The organism is Mesorhizobium delmotii, assembly GCF_900149755.1.
GTDB lineage: Bacteria > Pseudomonadota > Alphaproteobacteria > Rhizobiales > Rhizobiaceae > Mesorhizobium > Mesorhizobium delmotii.
This window is the reverse complement of record NZ_FUIG01000046.1, coordinates 177,230-198,783: the sequence shown is the minus strand read 5'-3', so window position 1 is coordinate 198,783 and position 21,554 is coordinate 177,230. Positions and strand designations below refer to the sequence as shown.

The 21,554-nt window shown below is 59.7% G+C and carries 28 protein-coding genes; 10 read left to right on the top strand and 18 right to left on the bottom strand.

What is annotated here, in order from left to right:
- Positions 1-13: 13 nt before the first annotated feature.
- Together BQ8482_RS39630 and BQ8482_RS28500 are read left to right on the top strand one after the other, a co-directional pair.
- On the top strand, positions 14-361 hold the full coding sequence (locus BQ8482_RS39630) for a hypothetical protein (RefSeq protein WP_244603012.1): 348 nt from the start codon (positions 14-16) through the stop codon (positions 359-361).
- Between the two features lie 2 nt (positions 362-363).
- Entirely contained in the window at positions 364-627 is a 264-nt protein-coding gene (locus tag BQ8482_RS28500) for a hypothetical protein (RefSeq protein ID WP_123150768.1), read from the top strand.
- 346 nt (positions 628-973) lie between these two features.
- On the opposite strand, the gene BQ8482_RS28495 is transcribed toward BQ8482_RS28500, so the two are convergent.
- On the bottom strand, positions 974-1,219 hold the full coding sequence (locus BQ8482_RS28495; protein ID WP_123150629.1) for a DUF982 domain-containing protein: 246 nt from the start codon (positions 1,217-1,219) through the stop codon (positions 974-976).
- A 365-nt stretch (positions 1,220-1,584) separates the two neighbouring features.
- Between BQ8482_RS28495 and BQ8482_RS28490 the strand changes: the two genes are divergently transcribed.
- A complete protein-coding gene (locus tag BQ8482_RS28490) occupies positions 1,585-2,217 on the top strand; it encodes a recombinase family protein (protein WP_123150628.1) in 633 nt (210 codons plus the stop codon).
- A gap of 9 nt (positions 2,218-2,226) precedes the next feature.
- Here BQ8482_RS28490 and BQ8482_RS28485 read toward each other — a convergent pair whose 3' ends face one another.
- On the bottom strand, positions 2,227-3,027 hold the full coding sequence (locus tag BQ8482_RS28485; RefSeq protein ID WP_123150627.1) for a thermonuclease family protein: 801 nt from the start codon (positions 3,025-3,027) through the stop codon (positions 2,227-2,229).
- Positions 3,028-3,344: 317 nt separating this feature from the next.
- Between BQ8482_RS28485 and BQ8482_RS28480 the strand changes: the two genes are divergently transcribed.
- A complete protein-coding gene (locus tag BQ8482_RS28480) occupies positions 3,345-4,655 on the top strand; it encodes a hypothetical protein (protein WP_123150626.1) in 1,311 nt (436 codons plus the stop codon).
- 870 nt (positions 4,656-5,525) lie between these two features.
- Here BQ8482_RS28480 and BQ8482_RS28470 read toward each other — a convergent pair.
- The 3 genes from BQ8482_RS28470 to BQ8482_RS28460 are packed head-to-tail and all read right to left on the bottom strand — an operon-like array spanning position 5,526 to position 11,568.
- A complete protein-coding gene (locus tag BQ8482_RS28470) occupies positions 5,526-8,696 on the bottom strand; it encodes a type I restriction endonuclease subunit R (protein ID WP_123150624.1) in 3,171 nt (1,056 codons plus the stop codon).
- A complete protein-coding gene (locus BQ8482_RS28465; RefSeq protein ID WP_133254852.1) occupies positions 8,696-10,012 on the bottom strand; it encodes a restriction endonuclease subunit S domain-containing protein in 1,317 nt (438 codons plus the stop codon). Before BQ8482_RS28465 ends, BQ8482_RS28470 begins: the two co-directional genes overlap by 1 nt.
- Positions 10,009-11,568 carry a type I restriction-modification system subunit M gene (locus tag BQ8482_RS28460; RefSeq protein ID WP_123150767.1) on the bottom strand — a complete coding sequence of 520 codons (1,560 nt, stop codon included), beginning with the start codon at positions 11,566-11,568 and terminating at the stop codon, positions 10,009-10,011. Before BQ8482_RS28460 ends, BQ8482_RS28465 begins: the two co-directional genes overlap by 4 nt.
- 376 nt (positions 11,569-11,944) lie before the next feature.
- Between BQ8482_RS28460 and BQ8482_RS28455 the strand changes: the two genes are divergently transcribed.
- Both BQ8482_RS28455 and BQ8482_RS28450 read left to right on the top strand, forming a co-directional pair.
- Complete coding sequence (locus BQ8482_RS28455; RefSeq protein WP_133254851.1) at positions 11,945-12,190, top strand: hypothetical protein; 246 nt, start codon at positions 11,945-11,947, stop codon at positions 12,188-12,190.
- 81 nt (positions 12,191-12,271) lie between these two features.
- Complete coding sequence (locus BQ8482_RS28450; RefSeq protein ID WP_133254850.1) at positions 12,272-12,862, top strand: hypothetical protein; 591 nt, start codon at positions 12,272-12,274, stop codon at positions 12,860-12,862.
- A 27-nt stretch (positions 12,863-12,889) separates the two neighbouring features.
- On the opposite strand, the gene BQ8482_RS38390 is transcribed toward BQ8482_RS28450, so the two are convergent.
- Positions 12,890-13,066: a Lar family restriction alleviation protein gene (locus BQ8482_RS38390; RefSeq protein WP_165848750.1), complete on the bottom strand. Its 177-nt coding sequence runs from the start codon at positions 13,064-13,066 to the stop codon at positions 12,890-12,892.
- Between the two features lie 459 nt (positions 13,067-13,525).
- On the bottom strand, positions 13,526-13,900 hold the full coding sequence (locus BQ8482_RS38385; RefSeq protein ID WP_165848749.1) for a hypothetical protein: 375 nt from the start codon (positions 13,898-13,900) through the stop codon (positions 13,526-13,528).
- A 354-nt stretch (positions 13,901-14,254) separates the two neighbouring features.
- On the opposite strand from BQ8482_RS38385, the gene BQ8482_RS28440 reads away from it, so the two are divergent.
- A complete protein-coding gene (locus tag BQ8482_RS28440; protein WP_123150619.1) occupies positions 14,255-14,545 on the top strand; it encodes a hypothetical protein in 291 nt (96 codons plus the stop codon).
- Between the two features lie 132 nt (positions 14,546-14,677).
- Here BQ8482_RS28440 and BQ8482_RS28435 read toward each other — a convergent pair whose 3' ends face one another.
- Positions 14,678-14,983 (bottom strand): hypothetical protein, encoded by a 306-nt coding sequence (locus tag BQ8482_RS28435; protein WP_123150618.1) that lies wholly within the window; start codon positions 14,981-14,983, stop codon positions 14,678-14,680.
- A gap of 170 nt (positions 14,984-15,153) precedes the next feature.
- On the opposite strand from BQ8482_RS28435, the gene BQ8482_RS28430 reads away from it, so the two are divergent.
- Positions 15,154-15,465 (top strand): hypothetical protein, encoded by a 312-nt coding sequence (locus tag BQ8482_RS28430; protein ID WP_123150617.1) that lies wholly within the window; start codon positions 15,154-15,156, stop codon positions 15,463-15,465.
- Between the two features lie 15 nt (positions 15,466-15,480).
- On the opposite strand, the gene BQ8482_RS28425 is transcribed toward BQ8482_RS28430, so the two are convergent.
- Positions 15,481-15,954: a hypothetical protein gene (locus BQ8482_RS28425; protein WP_244603011.1), complete on the bottom strand. Its 474-nt coding sequence runs from the start codon at positions 15,952-15,954 to the stop codon at positions 15,481-15,483.
- Between the two features lie 350 nt (positions 15,955-16,304).
- On the opposite strand from BQ8482_RS28425, the gene BQ8482_RS38380 reads away from it, so the two are divergent.
- Positions 16,305-16,457, top strand: a complete 153-nt coding sequence (locus BQ8482_RS38380; RefSeq protein ID WP_165848748.1) for a hypothetical protein — start codon at positions 16,305-16,307, stop codon at positions 16,455-16,457.
- Between the two features lie 267 nt (positions 16,458-16,724).
- On the opposite strand, the gene BQ8482_RS38375 is transcribed toward BQ8482_RS38380, so the two are convergent.
- From BQ8482_RS38375 to BQ8482_RS28400, 4 genes are all read right to left on the bottom strand, one after another.
- Positions 16,725-16,871: a hypothetical protein gene (locus tag BQ8482_RS38375; RefSeq protein ID WP_165848747.1), complete on the bottom strand. Its 147-nt coding sequence runs from the start codon at positions 16,869-16,871 to the stop codon at positions 16,725-16,727.
- Positions 16,872-17,046: 175 nt separating this feature from the next.
- The gene (locus tag BQ8482_RS37870) at positions 17,047-17,598 is read right to left on the bottom strand and encodes a hypothetical protein (RefSeq protein ID WP_133254849.1); all 552 of its coding nucleotides are present in this window, start codon (positions 17,596-17,598) and stop codon (positions 17,047-17,049) included.
- A 107-nt stretch (positions 17,599-17,705) separates the two neighbouring features.
- Positions 17,706-18,008, bottom strand: coding sequence for a hypothetical protein (locus BQ8482_RS28410; RefSeq protein WP_123150614.1), 303 nt, complete (start codon positions 18,006-18,008; stop codon positions 17,706-17,708).
- A gap of 748 nt (positions 18,009-18,756) precedes the next feature.
- On the bottom strand, positions 18,757-19,596 hold the full coding sequence (locus BQ8482_RS28400) for an ATP-dependent DNA ligase (protein WP_483237937.1): 840 nt from the start codon (positions 19,594-19,596) through the stop codon (positions 18,757-18,759).
- Between the two features lie 253 nt (positions 19,597-19,849).
- On the opposite strand from BQ8482_RS28400, the gene BQ8482_RS28395 reads away from it, so the two are divergent.
- Positions 19,850-20,038, top strand: coding sequence for a hypothetical protein (locus BQ8482_RS28395; protein ID WP_123150613.1), 189 nt, complete (start codon positions 19,850-19,852; stop codon positions 20,036-20,038).
- A 28-nt stretch (positions 20,039-20,066) separates the two neighbouring features.
- On the opposite strand, the gene BQ8482_RS28390 is transcribed toward BQ8482_RS28395, so the two are convergent.
- From BQ8482_RS28390 to BQ8482_RS28370, 5 genes are all read right to left on the bottom strand, one after another.
- Positions 20,067-20,285: a KTSC domain-containing protein gene (locus tag BQ8482_RS28390; protein ID WP_123150612.1), complete on the bottom strand. Its 219-nt coding sequence runs from the start codon at positions 20,283-20,285 to the stop codon at positions 20,067-20,069.
- Between the two features lie 13 nt (positions 20,286-20,298).
- Positions 20,299-20,556: a DUF982 domain-containing protein gene (locus BQ8482_RS28385; protein ID WP_244603010.1), complete on the bottom strand. Its 258-nt coding sequence runs from the start codon at positions 20,554-20,556 to the stop codon at positions 20,299-20,301.
- Between the two features lie 8 nt (positions 20,557-20,564).
- Positions 20,565-20,813, bottom strand: a complete 249-nt coding sequence (locus tag BQ8482_RS28380) for a DUF982 domain-containing protein (RefSeq protein ID WP_123150611.1) — start codon at positions 20,811-20,813, stop codon at positions 20,565-20,567.
- Positions 20,814-20,821: 8 nt separating this feature from the next.
- Positions 20,822-21,067: a DUF982 domain-containing protein gene (locus BQ8482_RS28375; RefSeq protein ID WP_123150610.1), complete on the bottom strand. Its 246-nt coding sequence runs from the start codon at positions 21,065-21,067 to the stop codon at positions 20,822-20,824.
- 71 nt (positions 21,068-21,138) lie between these two features.
- A complete protein-coding gene (locus BQ8482_RS28370) occupies positions 21,139-21,357 on the bottom strand; it encodes a hypothetical protein (protein WP_123150609.1) in 219 nt (72 codons plus the stop codon).
- Between the last annotated feature and the right edge of the window lie 197 nt (positions 21,358-21,554).

The following is a 21,554-nucleotide window of genomic DNA, read 5'->3' as shown; positions in this document are numbered from 1 at the left end:
ACGACGTTGCCCGATGCATGACCTTATTGCTTTCCTGGAAGCCAACTCGGCGCTGGTGCTGGCGAACCCGGCCGTCTTTGCGACGTTTGCAGTTCTCTTCGGAGGCGGGGGCTTCCTGGTCGGCCGCTATTTGCTGACCGAGCGTATCGCCAATCTGGAAAGCCGAATAGCAAGACGTGACGAGGAAATCGCAGACCTAAAGGGCGAACAGAAAGCGCCAAAGCGGGAACTGCCGATGGTGCCTATAGTTGGTGCCGTTGCGACTGGTCCAGGTGGATCGAGCGACGCCGTACGCCAAGTCCTGCCATTGAATAAGCTCGCGTCCTTGGCGTCTGAGCGGCGGTTCAACGAAAGACAATGAGCATGTCAGAGAACATCCTCCCACAGCACAAGACCCCTAAGCTAATCGTGGTTACCGCCTTCGACCGCGACGAGAGCGGCGACCTTCAGCCTGTGTTTGGGCCAGCCGAGCAGCAGACCGAGGACCGGGCAATAAGGACCGCCAAGGGTCTGGCGGCGAAACATGCTGGTGTTATTGCTTGGTCGCGCGATGCCAACCCGTCGCTGGGCGAATACGGCGAGCCGACGACGCTCTTTGTTGGTGGCGACGTGCCGGACATGGAGTGACGGTTGGCCAAGTACCCCTTAGGCTCCCCTGAAGTCTCCTCAGGGTGTAGCCGAGGGGGTCACAGGGACACAGGAGACCCACTACCTACCCATCATCAGGAAGGATCAGAAGCGCAGAGGCGGAAGGCGGCTTAAGCATCAAAAAACGCGGCGAAAGATCACGTAAATTGTGAAAGTGACTAACACCAAGAAGACGACCATCTGCACGATGAACCACGGCCGTCGTTTCGACCAACGCCCATCCAGCATACCCGTTATCAAACTGCCAAGAATATCAAGCATCCAACATTGTTACTCGGAAGAGGCCACCATTTCCATCCGCCAAAGTGGGCAGTTGAATGGAGACCTAATTGGAGGAACGTAGCACCCCCTCCTCCTTGGCAGCAGCCTCGAAGGCCTTACGGACATCGTTCGGGGTCACCTCTCCTTCCATCCCAGCCACGCAAGCTTCGACCGCCCGCTTCCATTTGGGTCCTTTCTTGGTCCACTTGAGGAGCTGCTCGGCGGCACCCTCGACGTGGCTGACTCCGAAGCGGACCCCAGGTCGGTCAGTCCTGACGTACACCGGAGGGTTGAACCAGTGGAGGGACATGAGGGAAGCCTAATGAAAGTCAGGAATGTTTGGTACAGATTTCTCCGACCCCGATCAGATATACGGCAGCGCGCGATTACCCCCCGTACCCCCTTCGGTTCCACCACACGCCACCCTCAAGGAAACCAAGAAAGCCTCGCTTCACCCTACGGTTGGCGCGCCAGGGCCGTTTGTCGGTGCGGCTGAGCATTACACCCTCGCGAACCCAAACGTGGGCTGGCGCTCTGTTCCTGCCGGTGTTCCTCGGTCGGTTTATAATGGTGTGCCCTTTCCGAACCTGTTCCGCAGTGGTTCGACAAATACCTCTTGACCAGTCAAATCGAACCACCTATTAGCGAACCAGTCAAACCGAACTGGAGCGCGCCGTGACATTCATTCGAGCCTACCTCAGAGCCTCGACCAAGGAACAGGACGCAGGGCGTGCGCGGGAGGACCTTGAAGCGTTCTGCCGGGAACGAGGGCTGACCATCGCCGCCACCTATGAGGAGAACGAGAGCGGGGCTTCGCTGCACAGGCCAGAGCTGTTCCGGTTGCTCAAGGACAGCAAGCCCGGCGACATCCTGCTCACCGAACAGGTCGACCGCCTGAGCCGACTGTCGGACAAGGATTGGGATCAGCTCAAGCGCGAGATCAAGGACCGAGAGGTCAAGGTCGTGGCGCTGGACTTGCCGACCTCGCACATGATGATGAAGACCGAGGATGCCTTCACCGGGCGCATGTTCGACGCAATCAACGGGATGCTACTCGACATGCTCGCTGCCATCGCCCGCAAGGACTACGACGACCGACGCCGCAGGCAGGCTCAGGGGATCGCTAAGGCGAAGGCTGAAGGGCGCATGAAGGGCCGGCCCGAGGACGCCGGGCGTAATGAGGCGATCATGGACATGCTGCGCAAGGGGCAGAGCTGGAACACCATTGTGAGAGCCACCAACTGCTCACGCTCGACCCTCGCGAAGCTGGCAAAGCGCCTCGAAGGAACCGAAGCAGCCGCAGGGTAACCGGACGCCCTACCCACACCAGGGACGAGGCGTCGGTGGACAGCTCGTCGAGCCGCAGACAAACGTCACAGCCAATCCCTCTGACACCAGCACCTCGCCAACATCGCGACCATCGACAAGCAGAGAGCCGCAACTGCGGCCGTAGTTGCATCTGTCTGTGCCTTCGGTCCCTGGCGTGCAAGCACACGCAACCATCCTCAATTCCAGCCCCGCAGCAGCTACCAACTCTTTGAGGCGCGCCTTCGCTCGACGCCCCAACTGGGCCTCAGCTTCGCACCTTGGCTCGATGCTTTCGGGCGTATTGAAGCCGACCAGCCGGGTCCCCTTCGCGGCACCGTTGAGCCGAATGGTGTCGCCGTCCGTGATCGTGAACTGGCTCCTCGCCAATGGCTTCAGGCTTCCAGCGTTTGGCAATGCAAGGGCCGGACTGCTTGGGGAGGTCGTGTTGGGGTTGTTGACGTATGAGTAGATCAAAGACGCGACTACCAAAGCCAACATCATTCCAAAGGCCGTGACAAATCGGCCGGCCAGATACCGGACCTCGCGCACGATCGGGCTCCGGCGCCGCCGCTGCCTCCACCGCGGCGACTGCGAGCTGTTCGGGCGTGACTGCGGTGGTGCTTGGCTGCTTGGCGGGGCGTAGCCGATCACCTCGAAGAGCTTGGCGCGCTGCTTGTCGGTCAGCCGCGCTTTGGGGCCGTACTTCACCAGACGGGCGTGAATGTCGATGAGGAATTGTCTTTGCCATTGGCTCAGGTGACCGCGACCCAGCGCAATCTCGATGCGGGACTTCAGGTCCACGGGTTCCATACGTGAATGCCCCCCCGGCCTCACAAGGCAGACCTCGAACACTGCTCCAGGCAACGAGGCCGAAGCTCCAGCGTATCACTACACCGGGGAAAGGCACAGACCGCGCTCTTTTGCCTCTGTCGCCCGGATGGCCAAGCCGCCCGACTTGCGGTATTTCGCTGGCCTCGGCAACCAGTGACAGGCAGCCGTAGGCGCGCTCTGAGAACCGCGAGGCGCTGCCGAGCCCCCTTTCCTCCTGCCCGACCTCATGTCCGCCCGTGGCCCTCTGTGTGGCCGTGGGAGCGGGGTGGCCATTTTGTAGAATTGGAACATCGCAGTTGGACCAGATCGCCCCGCTGATCGCGACCCCGGATGACGAAGATGACGAACGCGATCGGCCTTTCAACGCTTATCGGTTCGCTTCATCGGACAATGCCAAGGGCATCGTCGCGGAAGCCATCAGGTTGCTCCTGAACTACGAGGATCGTTTCGGGCTGACGAGGAATAAGCGTCGGGCCGCAGACCAAGAGACCTTCGACCTGACCGTAGACGCGATCCTTTCCGACCTGATGCATCATCACCTCGTGGACTATCCCGAGGGAATTTACGTCACCCGCTCCAACAGGCGCTTGGGGACGAAGAGCCGATATAGGCCGCGAGCTTACAGCAAGGTCTTTCCACGCATCTTGGATCTGCTCGCCAAGCCCGAGCTGGGCTATGTGCGTCAGGACAAGGCCGCTCCGATACCTGGCGCTTCCAAATCGACGGTTATCCGACCGGGTCCGACCCTGCTGCCGCGAATGGAGGACGGCGGCATCGCCACCGACGACCTCGATGAGCATCCCCACGGCGAGACGATCATCCTGAAGCGTCTGAAGGACCCTGGCAATTATTGGGACGAAGGCGGCTTGGAGTCGTACGCCGACACCCCTGACACCGAGCGTTACCGCCACGAGCTTGAGACCATCAACCAGTGGCTGGCGGCAGCCGATCTTCGGTTTGAGCCCCTTGGTGTTCCGTGGCCGCACACGGCCTTCGACATCCGAGACAGACGGTTGCGTCGTATCTTCACCCAGGCGCGGTTCACCAGTGGCGGCAGGATGTTCGGAGGCTTCTGGCAGCAGCTACGGAAGCACGAGCGACGGCAAGGGCTCAAGATCGCGGGAGAGAAGGCCGTAGAGTTGGACTTCGGTCAGGTGGGCGCCCGCATCCTCTACGGAATGGCAGGCCACCTCCCCGCCACCGGCGACCTCTATCAGATGCACGGATACAACCAGCTGCGAGATGGCATCAAGAAAGTGATGAGCGCCATGATATTTGCCGAGCAACGGCTCGACAGGTTCCCCAAGGACACCCGCAAGCTGTTTCGCAAGACCGACAGGATCGGCGAGGTGGTCGATGCCATCGAAGCCAAACACCCGTTGATCAAGGATCATTTCCACAAAGGTCTTGGCCACGACGCTCAGTTCATCGAGAGCAGCATTCTTGTTGACGTTCTCCTTAGCCTTCGCGCCAAGGGGATTGTCGCTCTGCCGATCCATGACGCTGTGATGGTTCCGTCCTCCAAGGTGTTGGTGACCAAGGAAGTCATGCTCACTGTGTTCAATGCTCATGCCCATGTTCAGGGCACTGTCTCGGTTGAGGTCTGAGGGGGGACTTCCTCCCTGTATCAGGTCCTATCAACCCTCACCCACATGTTAGGTTACCTCCATCCTACTCAGGTAGCTCCTTCACTCACTGCATGGCCCCTTAAGGGGAAACCCAGGGCACACCTAAGAGGGACTCGAGATTGACGAATTGGGCTAAGAAGCGAGAGCGCAAGAACGAGGTCAAAGCCCGAGCTGCGGAACCAAGCCATATGTTTACACGGTGCCGCGTTGTGGACTGCGGAAGGCCTGCCCGTGCGGGCACAGAGGACGGTCTGGACACGCGGTTCTGCCGAACGCACTCTGATCACCTTGCCCGTCACGGCAGCGCCTACAAACGCTCCTACACCGCCAAGGAACTTACGCCATATCGGAAGGCAGCACTCGCTTGGCTGGAGGCTAACGCGGACGACAAATGGACCACCAACGCTATCGAGCGCGTGGAGACATTGTATCGGGCCGCAGGGCCTCACATGGAGGCATTCAGGCTTCGGGGGTTGTCTCCGGACGATCGTGCGCGCGCGGCCTGGGCGAGGCTGCGCAAGGCGAAGGTCGACCCTCGTCGAGTAGTCGGCGCGTGGCTTACAGTAGAACTTGCGATCCGTTCCGATCCCCAGCCAGAGACAAAGTCGGAGTTCAGGCAGGTACAGGCCGCAAAGCTCGTCCACCGCATGGCCTCGGGCACGCACAAGCGGTGGGGCGAAGGGACCAGCACCAAGGAGCTGCATGTGTACCCCCGGTCGCGTGGGCGTGTCCTTCGATACGTCGGAAGAGACCTGGAGAAAGCAGTCGAGTTGCTCGTCCCCCGCGTTGCGCTTCTCACCACGGGGAACCAACGGTCTCTCGATTGATCCGCCAGAGCGGAGACTCGCGTCACCGAAGTGCGGCGCCTGGCTGGCGTGCGGCTTGATGGTAGACAAACTGCCAGACAGCCTCGACCTTCTCATCCCATAGGTCCTGCGGATACGGCTCCTCCGGCAGCTCGTTCAGCTTGAACCTGATCTCGGAGTGGACCGCTGCACGGGTCTGCTGGTTCTGAGGCCAGTTGGACAGCCGCAGTCCTTCCAGCTTTTGGAGCAACTCCTTGGCAACCAGCTTGACCGCTGTCTCCTGGGGCTTTGTTAGCTCTGGTTTCGGCTTAGTAAGTAGATCGAAGATCGCCAATTCGTCGTCTGTCAGTCCTTCACGCGCAGCGCGGCGCTCCTCGTCATCCATCTCAGCCACAAGCTTCTTCAATGCCTCGAAGAATGCCTCCACGTCGAGCGTAGCCAGATTGTAGGCTTCAACGAGTTTCTCCAGCTTGTCCACGAGGTGAACGCGCGTGGGGTTGCGCGCGGCCATGCTATGCGCCCTTGCCTCGATTTGCGAGCGCAGCTTCTCGGCGGCAGTCTTGGGTTGGCCAGAGAAGAGCTTGGCGAGCATATCAAAGTCGATGGCGGACAGGTCGACCCGACCGTGCGCTTCATCGCCCTGGATAATTGGCGCGGTGATCGCCACGCCTTCGATCTTCTCGTCAAGCAGTGCTTCGATCTTCGCGGCAACGACCGAGATGTCCACCGGCCCGAGCTTGCCACGTATCGCCTCTGCGAGAACATGCACGGTCGCCACCGGCTTGAGGGAAGGAGCGGCCCGTTCATCCGGCAGGAGCGCCTTGTAAGCCCGGACGGTCGCGTTGGCGTGACGTAAGAAACCGCGTCGGCGGTCATCGGGGGCAATGAGAGCCTCAACCGCCTGTCCGATCAGTTTGGTCCGATCCAGCCCCTTCACCGCGAAGATCGCGTGGACGTCTACGTCAAAGCCTGCACAGAACACACGGGCTTCGGCGAGGGCTTGCTCAAGTTCGGTGACAAGCTCATCTTTGTCTCGAATGGGCGAGGCTTCACTACCCTTTGCCGCATAGATGGCAAGCGCCTTCTGCAGGTTCTGGAATACACCGACATAGTCCACGATGACGCCAGCGGTCTTGCCCTCCGCGCGGCGATTCGCCCGAGCGATCGTCTGCATAAGGGTGTGGTTCTTCATCGGTTTGTCGAGGTAAATCGTGCTGCACGTTGGCACGTCGAAGCCGGTGATCCACATGGCGCAGACGAAGACCAAGCGAAGCGGGTCGTCAGGGTCCTTGAACTTTGCCTCCAGGTCCTCCTTCTGTATTCGTTCGCGGTGGGGCAGGATGTCGAGACCCTTCTGCTTTAGGTCGTCGATCTCGTTCTGCGATTGGCTGACGACCAGCGCCATATCGACATTCCGCATCCATGCGAGGCGCTCGGCAAGTGCAGCGCGAGCCTCCTCAGGCGCAGTTGCGATCTGCTCCTGCCGATCAGCCAACTCCGCGGCCCATGCGTTGCTCACCTTGTCGTACATGCGGACAGCAGTGGCCTTGTCGATAGCGACGAACATCGCCTTGCCCAGATAGCCGCGTGCCGAGAAATGCCGCACGAGGTCGGCAGCGACTTCTTCGAGGCGGTCGTTTCGGGTGATCAGGTGGTACTGCTTGGCGAATGTCTGCTGGATCTTCCTTTCCTGCTCTTCGTTCAGCGCCGCCTCGTCCAACAAATCGTCCAGCTCTTCCTTCAGATCGTCGGCAGCGAGTTGCAGTTCGGGCTTCCGCGCTTCGTAATAGAGCGGCACAGTCGCGCCGTCGGCGATGGATTGGGCGAAGTTGTAAATCGATACGTAGTCACCGAAGACCTCGCGCGTCCGCTCTTCCTGCCCCGCGATCAGCGGCGTTCCAGTAAAGCCTATGAAGGCAGCATTGGGCAGCGCACGGCGCATGTTGGCGGCGAGCTGGTCATACTGACTTCGGTGCGCTTCATCAGTAATGACGATGATGTCACTCCGCTCTGACAGCACCGGCATCAGTTCACCGCGCTCGGTAGAGAATTTGTGGATAAGAGTGAACACATAGCGCTCTTGGCCCGCGAGCAATTCACGCAGATGGACGCGGCTCTGCGCCTGGCAGTCCTTCACGAGCTTCGTCAACGCTCCGACTGATGCGAACGTGCCGGCGATCTGATCGTCCAGCTCCTGCCGGTCGGTGACGATCACAAAGGTCCAGTTGCCCCCGAGGCGGCGCAAGACCTTCTCGGCGAACATTGCCATTGAGAAGCTCTTGCCGCTGCCCTGCGTGTGCCAGAATACGCCGAGGCGGCCACGGTTCTCCTCCAGTTGCCCAACTGCTTCCATGGCCCGGTTCACGCCGAGAACCTGATGATATTTGCCAACGAGCTTGCGCAGCCCGCCCCGTGCATCCTCGAAGAGTAAGAAGTTCTCGACGAGATCGAGGAAACGGGACGGCTCACAGGTCGCGCGGAGTACCGTCTCCAGCGCTACGCTTTCCGGTCCCCCCTCCTCCAGACGCCTCCAGGGGGCGTAACTGTCGAAGGGCGCGTGGCTTGCGCCCATCAACCCCTCAAGCCCGTTGGAGAGGATGACGAAGCCGTTGAAGTCGAAGAGACGCGGAATGGTATCGCGGTAGTCACGCAGGTTGGCCTCATAGGCTTCCTGCACCGGCTGCGTGATATCCTTCCATTCGATGAGCAGAAGAGGGATGCCATTGACGAAGCCGATGGCGTCGGGGCGGCGCTTGTAGAGGTCGCTTGCGATCCAGAACTGAGAAGCGAGAAAGAAGTCATTACCCGTCGCGTTCGTCCAGTCGATGATGGCCACCCGCTCCGGCTTCGTCGAGCCATCGGGCCGTTTCATCTGGACCGTCACACCTTCGCGAAGCAGCTTATAGACATCGCGGTTCGCCGCCACAGGTAGCATGGTTGACCGATCAGCGCTGATCGCAGCCTCGGCCTGTCGAAGCCCGTCGTCGGGCACAGATGGATTGAGCTTGCGCAACGCGGCGCGGAGCCGCGCGGGAAGAACCAGCTCGCGAAACGATAGGCGGCCGGTTGGGTCCTGCGGCCCCGGCTCTTCCTTCATCAGGTCTTGATGCGCCCACCCCAGTTCTACCAGAAGATCGATGCCTGGCTTCTCGACCAGCCCCAGTTCGCTGGTGATTGCCCCGGCGAGCGATTTCGGGGGGGCAGCCGGAGGCATTAGGCGGCGTCCTCCAGTTCGCGTTCGGCAGCGGTGAGAGCCAGCTCGCCGGACATGAGGCGTGGGAGCAGTAGGTCGCGCTGGGCGCTAAGGTTAGTATTTGATGCTACCAATGACGCTGACAGCTCAGCCCAATGTCCCGCGATGTCGTCGTATGTCCCTTGCAAAGCGGGCGGTGGCACCAGCACGGGCACGCCGGACATCGCACCCGCGCTCAGATTTGGCATGGTTGCGCCCTGAGCCCGCGCCCGGATCGCCCCCAGCGTTGTTGGATGGCCAAGTGCGTCGAAGAAATAGCGTGAACCGATGCGCGTAGGATCAGGACGCAGCCTGAGGCATCCCGTGCCACAAAACCAGCCATTCTCTCGCGACGAGATGTAAGCGCGGCGACCGATGTCACCTCGCCTTCCGTAGGCTACATCACCAATCACCATGCGATGCCGGACTAATTCATTGGCTTTCTGCTCTGAAATGTAAGCGATTTTGTCTTTTGCAATGCGGAAGCCGATCATGTTCATCGGCATAACAACCGGCACGCCCTCATCGACGTAATCTGCCTGGTGGAGTTGACTGCCAAACGGCCCAGTCTGAATGCCATTGGGCTGGACGCATACCTCCGGGAGAGATCGCCATTCCCACCCCTCGGGCAGCGGGCCGTTGGCCGCCCCGACCGTTGCATCGGCCTCGCGGCCCGGAAATCGCATGCGAACGAACCACTCATCGAACAACCGCCGAGCCATTTCCTCCAGTAGTGCAATCCGTCGGCGGTTCACCTCTATCAGGTCGTCGTATGCTGCAAGAATTGAGGCGACGCGCTGCTGCTGATCACGGTCCGGTAACCGAAGGACAAAGGTGTCAGCGAATGTCGTGAACTGAAATCGCGCGACACCCGTGTGTTGTAGGTGAAACTGCAGGAGGTTGCGTGCCGCGTAATGGTGTTGAAGCAGCCAAAACACGAACGCGGGCTCAGCCTTGTCGGGATCAATCCTGATAAAGCGAGCAAAGCTGGCGCAAGTGACGTCTTCCCCCAACCCATCAAGAACACGGCGGGTCACAAGTGCGGTTCGACCGGTGGGACGATCAGCCGTCCCACCTGCTGTTTCAAGAAGGATATCATTAAATTGGAGGCGCTTTCGTATCGCATGTCTCTGCTCAAGGTAGCGAAGAGGCACTCCCTGAAAATCCCCTTGGCGTACATCAGGGAAATCGGTGCCTCGGATAACTCGCATCCTCACCCGCCCAGCACCTGCCTGGCTCTCTCCCCATTCGCCGTCGCGGCTATCGATGAGAAGGTCGCGAAGTGTCGTTGTTGTCATGCGCTCAACAACTCCGCCACGTTCTGCGCAATCCGGGCCTGCAACTGCGCCGCCTCAGCGTTGAGGCCCTCTAAGCCCTCCTGCAGGGCCTCCAGTATAACCTTGAACGCCTCCTCATCAGGCGAATGGCCGGGCGCTACGCCAACGTATCGGCCCGGGCTCAGACTCCAGTCTTGTGCCTTGATCTCGTCGCGCGTGATGATCTTGCAGAGGCCAAGAACATCGCGATAGCTGCCATCTGGAAACAACTCGGTCATTCGCGACCCGCTGCCGGCTTGCGTCTCTATCTTCTCATCACGCCACAGCCTGACAATGTTGCCGATGAACTCGATGTGGTTCGGATCGAACACGCGATGCGACCTCGTCTCCTGGCTGAAGAGATGACGCGCGTCGACGAACAATACTTTGTCACCTCGCAGGCCCTTCGCCTTGCCCTTGTCGAGGAACCAGAGGGTCACGGGCAGGGTGACTGTGAAGAACATATTGGGGCCGACGGCGACAATGCAGTCCACTGCGCCAGTCTCAATGAGTTTCTTTCGCAACTCCCTTTCGCTGCCGCCCGCGTCGGCTGCACTATTCGCCATTACAAAACCGGCGCGTCCAGTCGGGTTCAACGCGGCATAGAATAGGTTGATCCAGATGTAGTTCGCGTTGTTCACCGTCGGAAGGCCGAGCGGGAACCGTGCGTCAACCTTGCCAGTTGCGGTGACGAGCTTGGTACGATCGACCTCAGACTGGTTGAAGGGAGGATTGGCCATCACAAAGTCGAAGCGTCCGATGAGATGGTGCGGGTCGTCGTAGTAGCTGTTGGCCTCGCGGATGTCGCCAGATAGGCCATGCACGGCGAGGTTCATGCGGCAGAGGCGCAGCGTGTCGCTCATCTTCTCGACCCCGAAGATGTTAATCTCGCTCGCTGGGCTTTTGTGATGTCGGCGCACGAAGTCGGCCGAGTGGGCGAACATGCCACCCGACCCGCAGGCAGGATCGAAGATCGCGCCGTGATAGGGTTCAATGATCTCCACGATGAGCTTCACGATGGACGCTGGCGTGAAGAACTCGCCTCCCTTCTGCATGTAGTTGGATGCAAACTGGCCCATGAAGTACTCAAAGATCAGCCCGTAGGCGTCGCCGTCGATCTTGAGCGGGGCGAGAACGCGCATCAACTCCTGCAGCACGCTGTTGGGCAGGCCCTGATAGCCTTGGGGCAGAACGCCGGCTAAGTCTGGGTTGGTCTCCGCGATCCCTTTCATGGCCGCGTTGAGTTCAGCACCTAAGTCTGCGGTTCCAGGCAATGACAGCAGCCTCGAGAAGCGGGCTTTCTCAGGCAGGAAGACCGCGCCGCGCGCCTGATAGTCAGCGGGAGAAGGCCTCAGCCGCCCAGTATAGTGCGGGGCCAGGTCTGCGTGAACGACCTCGAACTTTGCTTCCATCTGCCGCAGTGCAATCAGCGCCAGCACGGGTTGTGCGTATTGATCGGGCCGCAGATTGCTGTTGGTCCAAAGCTGATCGGCAGCGGAGAACAGTGTCCGCGAAAGTTCTTGCAGGTTAGTGGTCAAAGCATCCCCCATCAAAGGTGGCGCACAGTGCCACAAGGATGGTGAACGAAGCTACCCTCTCCTGCTTGTGAAAGTGCCTCAAGAGCCAAATATTGGGCCGGCATCGACATGACCGAATACGACCGTGAGGGCCAACGGAGAGGCCACAGGAGGGCTGCTGAGGGTCTGACTGGCCGTTGTGCCGGCCGGCGTTAGCGGCGGTCGGTGGTCTCTGCCTCGCAAACGGAGCAACTCCCATATCGTAGCTACTGTGTTGCCGGAGATAACCAAATTATATCAGTATGTTAAGTCGATTTTCCATTGCACCAAAACCGAGAATCAGAGCGTATGTCGCTCGCAAAGCAGATGGGCGCTTAATCGGTGGAAGGAGATCAGCGTGGCCTTGAAAGCAAAGCTTGAGAAATGCGACGAAACCAAACGTCCAGCGCGCGCCGGCAGTTTGCAAGCGTGGTGCGAGCAGTACGTGGCCTGGATTGCGGAGGTGGACGTTGAGGAAGCCGCCTTTTGGCAAAACCAATTCACGAACACGAAAGTGGCAAGGTACTGGCGAGCATGGAGCGCGGAGCAGGAAAAGGCTTTGGGACCCAAGATCACTGCCAATGGATCGAGGCTTGACGCTTGAGGTACACCGCTGCTACCCATAGAGGTACACCAACGCGGTGACACCTCGGAAGAGGCAACATACTTAAGCAATTGAAATATAATGCCTTTCTGGCCTTGGTTTTTCCCGGTTCGATTTGACGAGTTGTCCGGCCCGGGGAGCCAACAATTCCAAAGACTTAGCTGCCATTCGATAGCTCGCCAAAAAGGCGAATCGTCGCCAGGGGCAACATCTGGGGCAACAATGAGAGAGCAGCGCCCATTCTATCGCGTCTTCACGGTCACGAAGCAGGAGGCTGCCGTTCAACAGATCGAGGCTGCCATCACGGCCTTCCATGCTGGGCAATTCGCTGTGGCTATCACGCTGACGGGCGCCGCCGAGGACATGGCGCCTGGCAAGGCGGTTGGCCTCTGGGAAAACATACTGGGCAGGCGACCGGCGGAGCGAAAGCAGTGGATCGCTTGCCTCAATGAGACCTTCTATTGGCTGAAGCACGAGAAACCGGACGCGGGCCCGACGCGGAACCTCACTTCCGTCGAGGCAGGATTTTTCATCCTTCGCGCCATGGATAAGTGGGATGCCCACTGGACGCCGCCGATGTTGGCTTTCAAAGAACTATGGTTGTCCTCTCCGAAGCTGATGCGGCCGGAGGACTATGCGCCAGAAGGAGAGCAAGCAGACCCGCCACCGTGAGGCAGCGGGGGCTTGCTAGTGTGCGGGTTAGTGCTTGTCACTTCCGTCGCGATCGTTCCAAAGCTTCTCGGCTTCGGCCCAAGTGTCGGCAGTCGGCCCCTGTGCGCCGCAGCGCTTGCACTTGACGTGATAGTCGTCGCCGTTGAAATGCTCGACCTGGAGATCGCGGTTGTTGTCGAACGGGCATTCGCGAAGGCGGGGCATCAGGTTGGTTTCCGTTCAATCTCGATCGGTGCAGTGCTCATATTCCCCGTGCCCTCTTCCAGTCCATGTGATTTTGCTCACACCGGGTTCTGACAAAATTCCTGATCGTTTGGAAATCTTCGCCTCGGGCGCACATCTCCGGGTCACCCCGATCACCGCAAGCCCTACGTCCAGAACTACATCGCCAGTCAAGGTCGGCGAAAGGTTGAGGCCAATGCGCTGGTTCGCGATCTGCGTGGTTCGCGTGCGTTGGTCGAGGCGGCGATCAACCGCTACATCCCCGCAAGCTGGCCCGCTGAGCACGAAGCGCGGCTGGCTCCGCATCGACAGGCTGCCCGCGATGCGTTCGCGGCGCTGATCGCGGTCAGGTCATGACTCAGGCAATCTCGATCTCGTCGGCAGGACCTTCGCCACCGTTGCCGAATCCGGCGTTAACATTGCCGCTATTGCCCGCCGTTGTCAGCGCGCGACGCTGCCGCTGCCTCCGACGCTGCTGCTGACGCTGCCGCTGCCGTCAATGCTGCCGGTGCCGCCGATGCTGCCGGTGCCGCTGCCGTCAATGCTGCCGCTGCCGCTGATGCTGCCGGTGCCGCCGACGCTGCCGGTGCCGTGGTCGCCGACGCTGCCGCTGCCGGCGATGGTGTCCCTACTAGCTGTGCCTGTCGGATGGCCCTCGCCATTGGTGAGCGGCGGGCACAAGCGACATTGCTTCCCCGCCGAGATCTGGCGCTCAATCGCCTGCGCAAATGCTGGAACGGTCGCCGTTGAGCCGAAAAATGCACTTGAAATCAGTACCATACCGGTGCCGGCGAGGAGATGATGGATGGTTTTCATTGTGTTGCTCCCTAAGACTTTCACCTTGGGTTAACAATTGAAACTCAGAGCTTGTTAAATCGGTTCCCTGCCATGTCGTTCTTAGGCGGGCCGTGGCCGGAAGCTGGCCGTTTGGCAAGCGCCTGGGGTTGAATTTTGAAACGCAGGCGAGCCGCTGGACGCGATCTCGCCCTTGGCTGGTCTTATGGACCGGGATGCGGCTCCCGCGCGTCCTGACGCGCCGTAGGACTCGCCAATCGCCCATCCTGCGCCAGTCTGGTCAGCCGCGCATCGTCTTCGATCCACTCGGCATGCGTCGGGTAGCACAACACCGCCCATGTTGGCGCGCCGTACCTCCGCCATGCGGCGCTCTCAATGACCCGCCTATCTGTTGCGGAAGAGCTTGAAAGCGCCGCCGACCGCATCGCCGATATATCGCGCGCGGATCTGCAGGTCATCCTGCGTCGCGCTGCATTGATGCTTAGAAATGTCTCAGGCGTGCCGCTGGAGCCCGCAACGGAGGACGCTCTCAACTCCATCGCGGCTGAAATGAACATTGGCCGGTCGGACCTCATTCAGATCGTGCTGCGCGAATGGCTGGAAACCAACGCCTATCTGCCAGTCAGAACGGTTGACGAGGAAAGCGAGACGGACGGCAGCGCGTAGGCCCTTCCGTGATCACGGAATTACTTGCATCGCCAAACTCGGTAGTATCAACGGCGGCGGACCCCAATCCGCCCGGCCGGCGCCCTGCAGGCAAATCTACCCCAACGCCCCCCACAGTGGCGCCGGCCACTTTCAGCCCCCTCGTTCGAAAGTTGGCTTCCAGTCGCGATTGCGCGCCCGCTGCTGGCCTTCGTAGTCAGGAATGCATGTGAAGAACACCTGCCGGCGGTCACGACCGGCAGCCTTGCAACTTGAGCAGACAAAGAGCCCGATCAGGTCGTCATGCATCGAGCCGTGGTCACGGCCGAGCCTGTCAATCAGCGCCTGGAGATCGAGCTTCGTCGATTTGCAGCACATCGGGTGTCCGCAATTGACATAGATGGTTTCGCGGGCGGCCAAGGTATCGGCGAGGGTCTTTTGGGGCATGGCGATCTCCATTGAAGGGCTCGCCGCAATGGGGAGGAATATAATCCTCATTTCGAAGGGCGCTAGCAAGCCCACCAGGCCAGGACGCTCGATAAGATCGCAATCTTGCATGTATGGACTCGCTCGCTGACTAGCCGCATTCTCTCGCCCGCAAGCGGCCAGTTGGCGAAAGGCGGGGCTCGATGAAGCGCGTTTGCCTGGCAGCACTATTCGTAACGGCGGCTCTATCTGCTCACGCCGATGGCGAGCGCTGGAGCATGATACCGGCGTGCGAGCGGGCAGTCAGGATCGTTTCGGCAGTCAGGAGCGTTTTCGGCTATCGACTCCTGCATGCCGAAGAAGATTTCGGCGCGCGTATCGCAACGATTGAGTACGCGACGCGGGACGACCACGGCACACTCGTCCATCATTCGGCCCGGTGCTCTTTTTGGCATCGCCGCTTGAGTACGATGAGCATCGACGGAGATGTCGAGGGACACATCATCGTAGACTGACCCGCGCGATGGCTACTAACTCTCATCCCAAAAATCCTGCAGCGAGGCATGCCGCAAGTCGTCCTCGCCTCGCAGGTGCTTCACACGGCCGATCAGCCCCGGCTTGACCCACTGCGTCGCCGGCCGCTTCATGCCCTTGGGCGCTGTCCCTGCGTGCTCCTGCACGCGCTGCCAGAGCCGTTCCCGCATCTCGCGATTGACGCTGACGAAGGCACTGCCGACATATTTGCGGGTCCCCGGCTCGGCCATCAGAGCGAAGGCTGGCTTGCCCCTCTCGCGCTCGACGCCAAGCAATTCGTATTCGTCGATCGAATAGGCCTTGGTCTTCAGCCAAGCCGTGGCGTTGCCGCTGCGATATTTGCTGTCCTTGCGCTTCGAAACCATGCCTTCGAGCCCGGCTTGGTCAACGAGGTGGAAGATCGCCTTTGCGTCGCCCGGCAACGCCTGACTGAATTGGATGCGACCACCTTCCGGGATCATCTCGGCCAATATCTCCTACGCCGCGCCTGGATACGTTAGCAGCCACTACCAGTTGTGTGGGACCAGTGGGTCGACCCCCCGCTTTGCACGCTGCAGATCGGGCCGCCGCCCGATCGGCCCACGCTCAGAGGAGGAGCGCGGGCTTACTACGTGATCGCGCATCAGCTGAGAACTAGGTTTTCTTTGAAGTAATCACCTCACGGCCATCGATGCAAAAACTCAGACCGTCTTTGTTCCACCCGATTACCACTTTGTGAGTAACGCCTGTTACCGCGGAGACAGAGTTCTACGACAAGGTCTGGTATAATCGGCATCAAAATTTGCTCTATCACATCAAGCGGGGGCATACGAAATTCACCATGGTCGACCTGCCACCAGGCATCGAGCCCGCCGACTACGCCCGCCTCCTCACGGACAAGCAGGACCCCAGGATCGACGACAAGTGGGGTCCAGCTGGCTGCCTCGACCTCGGTGGCGGCGAGTACTACTTCTTTGGATGGGCGTCGACATGAAGACGCTAGTCGTCGCGGCCATTCTCCTCGTCTGCATCCTCGTGCTGGATGACATGCGAGGATCGCGGACCAAGTGCTACACCCAGGGGGACCTCCAGATCGGAGGCGTCGTCCAGCCCTGGGTATGCGTGGGGCCGGATGGAGTGGCGTATGGGCCATGAATAGAGGGAGACAGACATCGTCGTCTTCAATCCTCATCCCAGAAATCCTGAAGCGAGGCGTGCCGAAGGTCTTCCAGCGAGTTTATCGCGCGGGGCTTCAAGTGTTTCATTTGGTGTCAAACTTGCGTGACGCTTCGATCAATGCTTTGGCCGCCTGATAGCGATCATACATGGCATGAGCCTCGGTGCGAAGCTGTGCCTCACGAACCTTGCTCGCATCGGTGTCTTTGCCCGTAGCATGCTGCTCGGCCAACGTTGCCCGCTCGCGTAAGTTTTCCATGTAGGCGTAATACGCAGCGTAAGCCTCATATGTGACGCTATCGCACGCTGATGCCGGCATTGCCCATGCGAGGGGCTAAAGCTGTCACGGCAAGAATACGTTTCATTGGTTTGTTTCCTTGTTATGTTGGGTGCGCTGCAGGATCAGTTCACCAACTCCTTGGCGAACTTCTCGATGACAGGGCAATGCTTCTTGAGATCGGTTGTGCCGAACGTATAACCGTTGTCGCGTGCCGTGTTCGTTTCTTCCGAGTACGAAAGCTGGGCGACAATGCCCTCGGCCTTATCGCCTGCAAGTCCGCCGATATCGTCACGTGCAAGTGTCGGATACGGCGCTGGGTCCTTGTCGGCCCCCGCCGCATCGTCCCAGTTGCAGTTGTTGTTCTCGACGCCGCCGACAACATGATAACGCGCAATTGATCCTTCGACGCGGCAACTTCCTTTAGCATCGACCAATTGCCGGCGTCGATATAAAGCTGCTCGCAGAACGAGAGGTCACCGGCATCCATTGCAGCGAGGGCATCGTTCACGCCAAGATTCCACGCGCGCTTTTCTTCGGACGTGTCGGCCAGCGGCTTCAACCGTGCCGCTTCTTCGATGGCGAAGCGACCATAGTCGCATGTATCGCCGCCTTCTTCATAGGCGACCTTAACCGCTTCGATACGGCCGGCGACGTTGAACTTTGCCATCTTGCCGGTCATCGGCTCGGCTGCATGTGCCCATCCTCCGCCCGTGGCAAGCGTTGCCACGATGAGGCCGATGGCGAGGACGCGTTTCATGTTTGTGCTCCTTCCGTGAAATGCTGCCGTCAAAAATCGATAACGTCGCTTTCAGTTGCAACGCGGCCCCCGTTCGCACGGCCTGCAATGTCATGCGCGAAGTTGCGGCGAGATTCGTGACGATTGCCACGGGCATGATAATAGCCCTTGGTTTCGATCAACGCATTTGTGCGTTTGATTTTGAACACGTTAACGAGCAGGTCAACGCGCTCCCCGATGGTCAGCGCACGATTGCGGATCATCGGATGCGCATTGAATAGCCAGCACACGTCACCGTCGGTGCGGGCTTTTGCGCGAACATCATTGCGAATGGTGTTGAGGTTGAAAGTCATTTGTTTGCCTTTCGTGTTTCAATGTTTTGAAAGTGTCAGGCACGACCCCCTGCCGCAACATCGCCGTTTCGTTCGCCGTGATTTCGCATGGCTCATGTGGCGAGGCCTCAAGTTATCGGGCGCAACGTTCAGCACAGGCACGCCCCCCGCCGACCGCGGTGAGCATGTGCCTGCCGTCATGCGTGGTGATCAGCGCATAATTCATGCCTTGCAGGCGATGAGCGCGAACTGCTGGAGGCAGTCTGGTCTCATCGTCGATCAAAGGGCGCAGAGAAGGCGCACTAGCTTTCGTCCCGGAAATCCTGCATCGAGGCGTGCCTTAGATTTTCCTCTCCCCTGAGGTGCTTCACGCGGACTTTGATCCCCGGCTTGACCCACTGCGTTGCCGGCCGCTTTGGCATTTCCTTGGGCGGTGGCCCGGCATGTTCCTGGACCCGCTTCCAAAGCCGCTCCCGCATTTCGCGATTGACACTCACGAAGGCGCTGCCAACATATTTGCGCGTGCCCGGTTCTGCCATGAGCCCCCAATTCGGAGGGAAAGATGCGACTATTTTTGGTGTTGATTTTGATGGCGCTGAGCGGCTGCGTATCCAATGTTTCCCCGGATAGTGATGGTATACCACGCCGCGCGTCCTTTGCTGGAAACCATTAGCCCGCTTAATTTGGCTGATTGCCAACGCCTATTTGCCGGTGCCTCAGCACTTGACGAGGAAAGCGAGACAAGCGGCAGCGCATAGAACGCGGAAAGCTAGCTTTCATCCCAGAAGTCCTGAAGCGAAGCGTGGCGAAGGTCGTCCTCTCCCCTGAGGTGCTTCACGCGGACTTTGATCCCCGGCTTGACCCACTGCATTGCCGGCCGCTTTGGCATGTCCTTTGGCGGTGGCCCGGCATGTTCCTGGACCCGCTTCCATAGCCGCTCCCGCATCTCGCGGTTGACGCTGACGAAGGCACTGCCGACATATTTCCGAGTTCCCAGCTGGGCCATCAGAGCAAACGCGGGCTTGCCCCTCTCGCGTTCGACGCCGAGAAGTTCAAACTCGCTTTCCGTGAAGGATTTTGTTTTCAGCCAATTGGTGGTCGGGCCGCTGCGATATTTGCTGTCTCGACGTTTCGATACCATCCCCTCCAGGCCGGCCGCGTCGATCAAATGATAGATCGCATTTGCCTCGCCTGGCATTGTCTCACTGAACTGGATGCGGCTGTCAGACCCTATAAGGCCGGCCAGGATTTCCCGCCGATCCTCAAGCGCCATGTCGCGCAAGTCGTGGCCGTTGAGATGCAGCAGATCGAACGCGACGAAATAGAGGTCGTGCTGGCGCTTGGTGATTGCCTTGCGCAGCGCGGCAAAATCCGAAAGGCCAGCCTCATTTAAGACGACGACCTCGCCGTCGATGATGGCATTCTCGACGTCCAGCGTTCGCGCCGCCGCAGCTAGGTCGCCGCATTTGGAGGTCCAGTCTAGTCCGCGGCGGGTGAAAATCCGAGCGGCGCCGGCGTCGATGATGATCTGGGAGCGGTAGCCGTCGAATTTGGCTTCATGCATCCAGTCATCGCCTTGGGGCGGCTTGGCGACCAAGGTGGGCATCATCGGAGGAATAAATTCTGGCCGGCCGCCGGCACTCACTCGTTTAGGCACCAAATTGACTCTAGGCTCATCCGATTTGACAGCCAGGGGAACGGAACGTGACCATTTTACTAAATTAGCAATGATGAATGCAGAGCTTATGGTAGAACTAGCCGGCGACCGTCCCCCCAGACGCCCCGCCGGTTAGGCCCGGCGGTCGGTTGCCTACCCCGCAGCGGCTGTCGGGCCGTCCCTATCACAGTTCGGGACAATCAACGTGAGCCGAGATAGAACCAACAACCCCGCAACCGGGATCAAGGGCAAGCGCCACGGGCCGCCTGCGAAGGACGAAGCAGAGCATTTCGAGTTCTGCCCCGTCTGTGGTCAGACGTTCGACAAGCGAAACCTTGGCGAGGTGCTGCATCATTATCCTCCCGACCATGAGCCGTTGAAGCTCGATGGATAGGTGAGTTGGCTTTCGCATACGGCTGGGGTCATCCAGAATTGTTGGCGGTCCCGACCAGGCGGTACCGGAATCGATTGCGGATGCGCTCGTTGAAGAAGCGGCCCTTGGCGAATGCGGCTCGGAACTCGGCGAAGGTCTCCGGCGGCACATCCTCAAACTGGTAGCATTTGCCGCTGGCCACGAACCACACCGAGAGGGTCCTACGGTCCGGATCGTATTCCGTTTTGCGTATCGATGTGGAAGGCATGACGGTTCACGCCTTAGTTCGGCGCGGGAGTGCGCCAGCTTAAGAGTCGACGTCTGCGGCAGACGATGGTCATTCGTCTCGGGCGATAGTCGACTGTGCCCTCGCCTTCAAGTAGACCCATGCAGACCTCGACCGCCTCCTTCCACTTGGGTCCACGCTTGGTCCACTTCATGAGTTCCGCAGCGGCACCCTCGACATTGGTGCAGACGTAGGTGAGCCCAGGTTGGTCGGTTTCGATAAAGACCGGAGGGTGAAACCAATGGATGGCCATGATACCTCCTACTCGGGCGAGAGGTACATCTCCGCCTCCTTAGCGGCAGCCACGAAAGCCTTTCGGATCACGTGAGGGTCAATCGGATCGCCCTCCAGTGCTGACAGGCAGAGGGTCCACGCCTTGTGCCAGCGAGGTCCTCTCCGGGTCCACGTCTTGAGCTGCTCAAGGGCTGCCCTCGTGTTGTTGCAGCCATGCCTGGCACCTTCCGTTTCAGTCTTCACGAACACCGGAGGGACGAACCAAAGGGTTGCCATGATACCTCCTACTCAGGCGAGAGATATACGCTCGCCTCCTTGGCCGCCGCCTCAAAGGCTTCACGGACCTCTTGGGGGAACACTCTGCCCTCGAACGCGTCAACGCATGATTGGACCGCTTTCGTCCACCTCGGCCCCTTTGTGTCCCACGCCATGAGTTCCTCAGCGGCACCCTCGACGTGGCTGACCCCATGGCGAATGCCCGGACGGTTCGCCTTCACGTAGACGGGGGGAGAGAACCAGAGAAGACCCATGAGGGGTAAATTAGGGGGTGCTCAGATGTTTGGTAGAGGGCGAGGATAACTGGCGCTAGGTTGGACGGCGACTACTCGTCCGCATCGGAAGCCACGGTCAGGCCCAGGGCAGTAGCGGCCTCTATAATTGCCTCTATTAGCTCGTCGTTGGATGCGACCAAATCAGGCGCAGAGTGCCGAATATGGTTCAATGCCGCTTTGATCGAGACGATGTCCCCATGGTCCGCCCTGTTGAGGATTGCGGCGATTGCCTGATCCAGAACTGGACCGACCCTTCGGACGATGCTCATCCGCCTTCCCCACCTTGCAGCATTTCTGCACAGGAGATGCTGCAGGAACCGAACTGTCCCTCCAACCAAGTGTTCCATACGGAGGTAAAGAAAACCCGCCGCACCTTTCGGCACAGCGGGCTTCAGTCGTTCACCAGGCACGGGGGTAGGCGGGGGGGCTTGTGCCCGGATCGTAGGAAATCCTACGCGCGCCGGCT

What these genes read in the sequence shown, in the direction of transcription:
- BQ8482_RS39630 (WP_244603012.1), top strand. Translation starts at nt 14, where the DNA reads ATGCATGACCTTATTGCTTTCCTGGAAGCCAACTCGGCGCTGGTGCTG.
- BQ8482_RS28500 (WP_123150768.1), top strand. Translation starts at nt 364, where the DNA reads ATGTCAGAGAACATCCTCCCACAGCACAAGACCCCTAAGCTAATCGTG.
- BQ8482_RS28495 (WP_123150629.1), bottom strand. Translation starts at nt 1,219, where the DNA reads ATGTCCCTCCACTGGTTCAACCCTCCGGTGTACGTCAGGACTGACCGA.
- BQ8482_RS28485 (WP_123150627.1), bottom strand. Translation starts at nt 3,027, where the DNA reads ATGGAACCCGTGGACCTGAAGTCCCGCATCGAGATTGCGCTGGGTCGC.
- BQ8482_RS28470 (WP_123150624.1), bottom strand. Translation starts at nt 8,696, where the DNA reads ATGCCTCCGGCTGCCCCCCCGAAATCGCTCGCCGGGGCAATCACCAGC.
- BQ8482_RS28465 (WP_133254852.1), bottom strand. Translation starts at nt 10,012, where the DNA reads ATGACAACAACGACACTTCGCGACCTTCTCATCGATAGCCGCGACGGC.
- BQ8482_RS28450 (WP_133254850.1), top strand. Translation starts at nt 12,272, where the DNA reads ATGCCTTTCTGGCCTTGGTTTTTCCCGGTTCGATTTGACGAGTTGTCC.
- BQ8482_RS38390 (WP_165848750.1), bottom strand. Translation starts at nt 13,066, where the DNA reads ATGCCCCGCCTTCGCGAATGCCCGTTCGACAACAACCGCGATCTCCAG.
- BQ8482_RS38385 (WP_165848749.1), bottom strand. Translation starts at nt 13,900, where the DNA reads ATGAAAACCATCCATCATCTCCTCGCCGGCACCGGTATGGTACTGATT.
- BQ8482_RS28440 (WP_123150619.1), top strand. Translation starts at nt 14,255, where the DNA reads ATGACCCGCCTATCTGTTGCGGAAGAGCTTGAAAGCGCCGCCGACCGC.
- BQ8482_RS28435 (WP_123150618.1), bottom strand. Translation starts at nt 14,983, where the DNA reads ATGGAGATCGCCATGCCCCAAAAGACCCTCGCCGATACCTTGGCCGCC.
- BQ8482_RS28430 (WP_123150617.1), top strand. Translation starts at nt 15,154, where the DNA reads ATGAAGCGCGTTTGCCTGGCAGCACTATTCGTAACGGCGGCTCTATCT.
- BQ8482_RS38380 (WP_165848748.1), top strand. Translation starts at nt 16,305, where the DNA reads ATGGTCGACCTGCCACCAGGCATCGAGCCCGCCGACTACGCCCGCCTC.
- BQ8482_RS37870 (WP_133254849.1), bottom strand. Translation starts at nt 17,598, where the DNA reads ATGACCGGCAAGATGGCAAAGTTCAACGTCGCCGGCCGTATCGAAGCG.
- BQ8482_RS28410 (WP_123150614.1), bottom strand. Translation starts at nt 18,008, where the DNA reads ATGACTTTCAACCTCAACACCATTCGCAATGATGTTCGCGCAAAAGCC.
- BQ8482_RS28400 (WP_483237937.1), bottom strand. Translation starts at nt 19,596, where the DNA reads ATGATGCCCACCTTGGTCGCCAAGCCGCCCCAAGGCGATGACTGGATG.
- BQ8482_RS28390 (WP_123150612.1), bottom strand. Translation starts at nt 20,285, where the DNA reads ATGCCTTCCACATCGATACGCAAAACGGAATACGATCCGGACCGTAGG.
- BQ8482_RS28385 (WP_244603010.1), bottom strand. Translation starts at nt 20,556, where the DNA reads ATGGCCATCCATTGGTTTCACCCTCCGGTCTTTATCGAAACCGACCAA.
- BQ8482_RS28380 (WP_123150611.1), bottom strand. Translation starts at nt 20,813, where the DNA reads ATGGCAACCCTTTGGTTCGTCCCTCCGGTGTTCGTGAAGACTGAAACG.
- BQ8482_RS28375 (WP_123150610.1), bottom strand. Translation starts at nt 21,067, where the DNA reads ATGGGTCTTCTCTGGTTCTCTCCCCCCGTCTACGTGAAGGCGAACCGT.
- BQ8482_RS28370 (WP_123150609.1), bottom strand. Translation starts at nt 21,357, where the DNA reads ATGAGCATCGTCCGAAGGGTCGGTCCAGTTCTGGATCAGGCAATCGCC.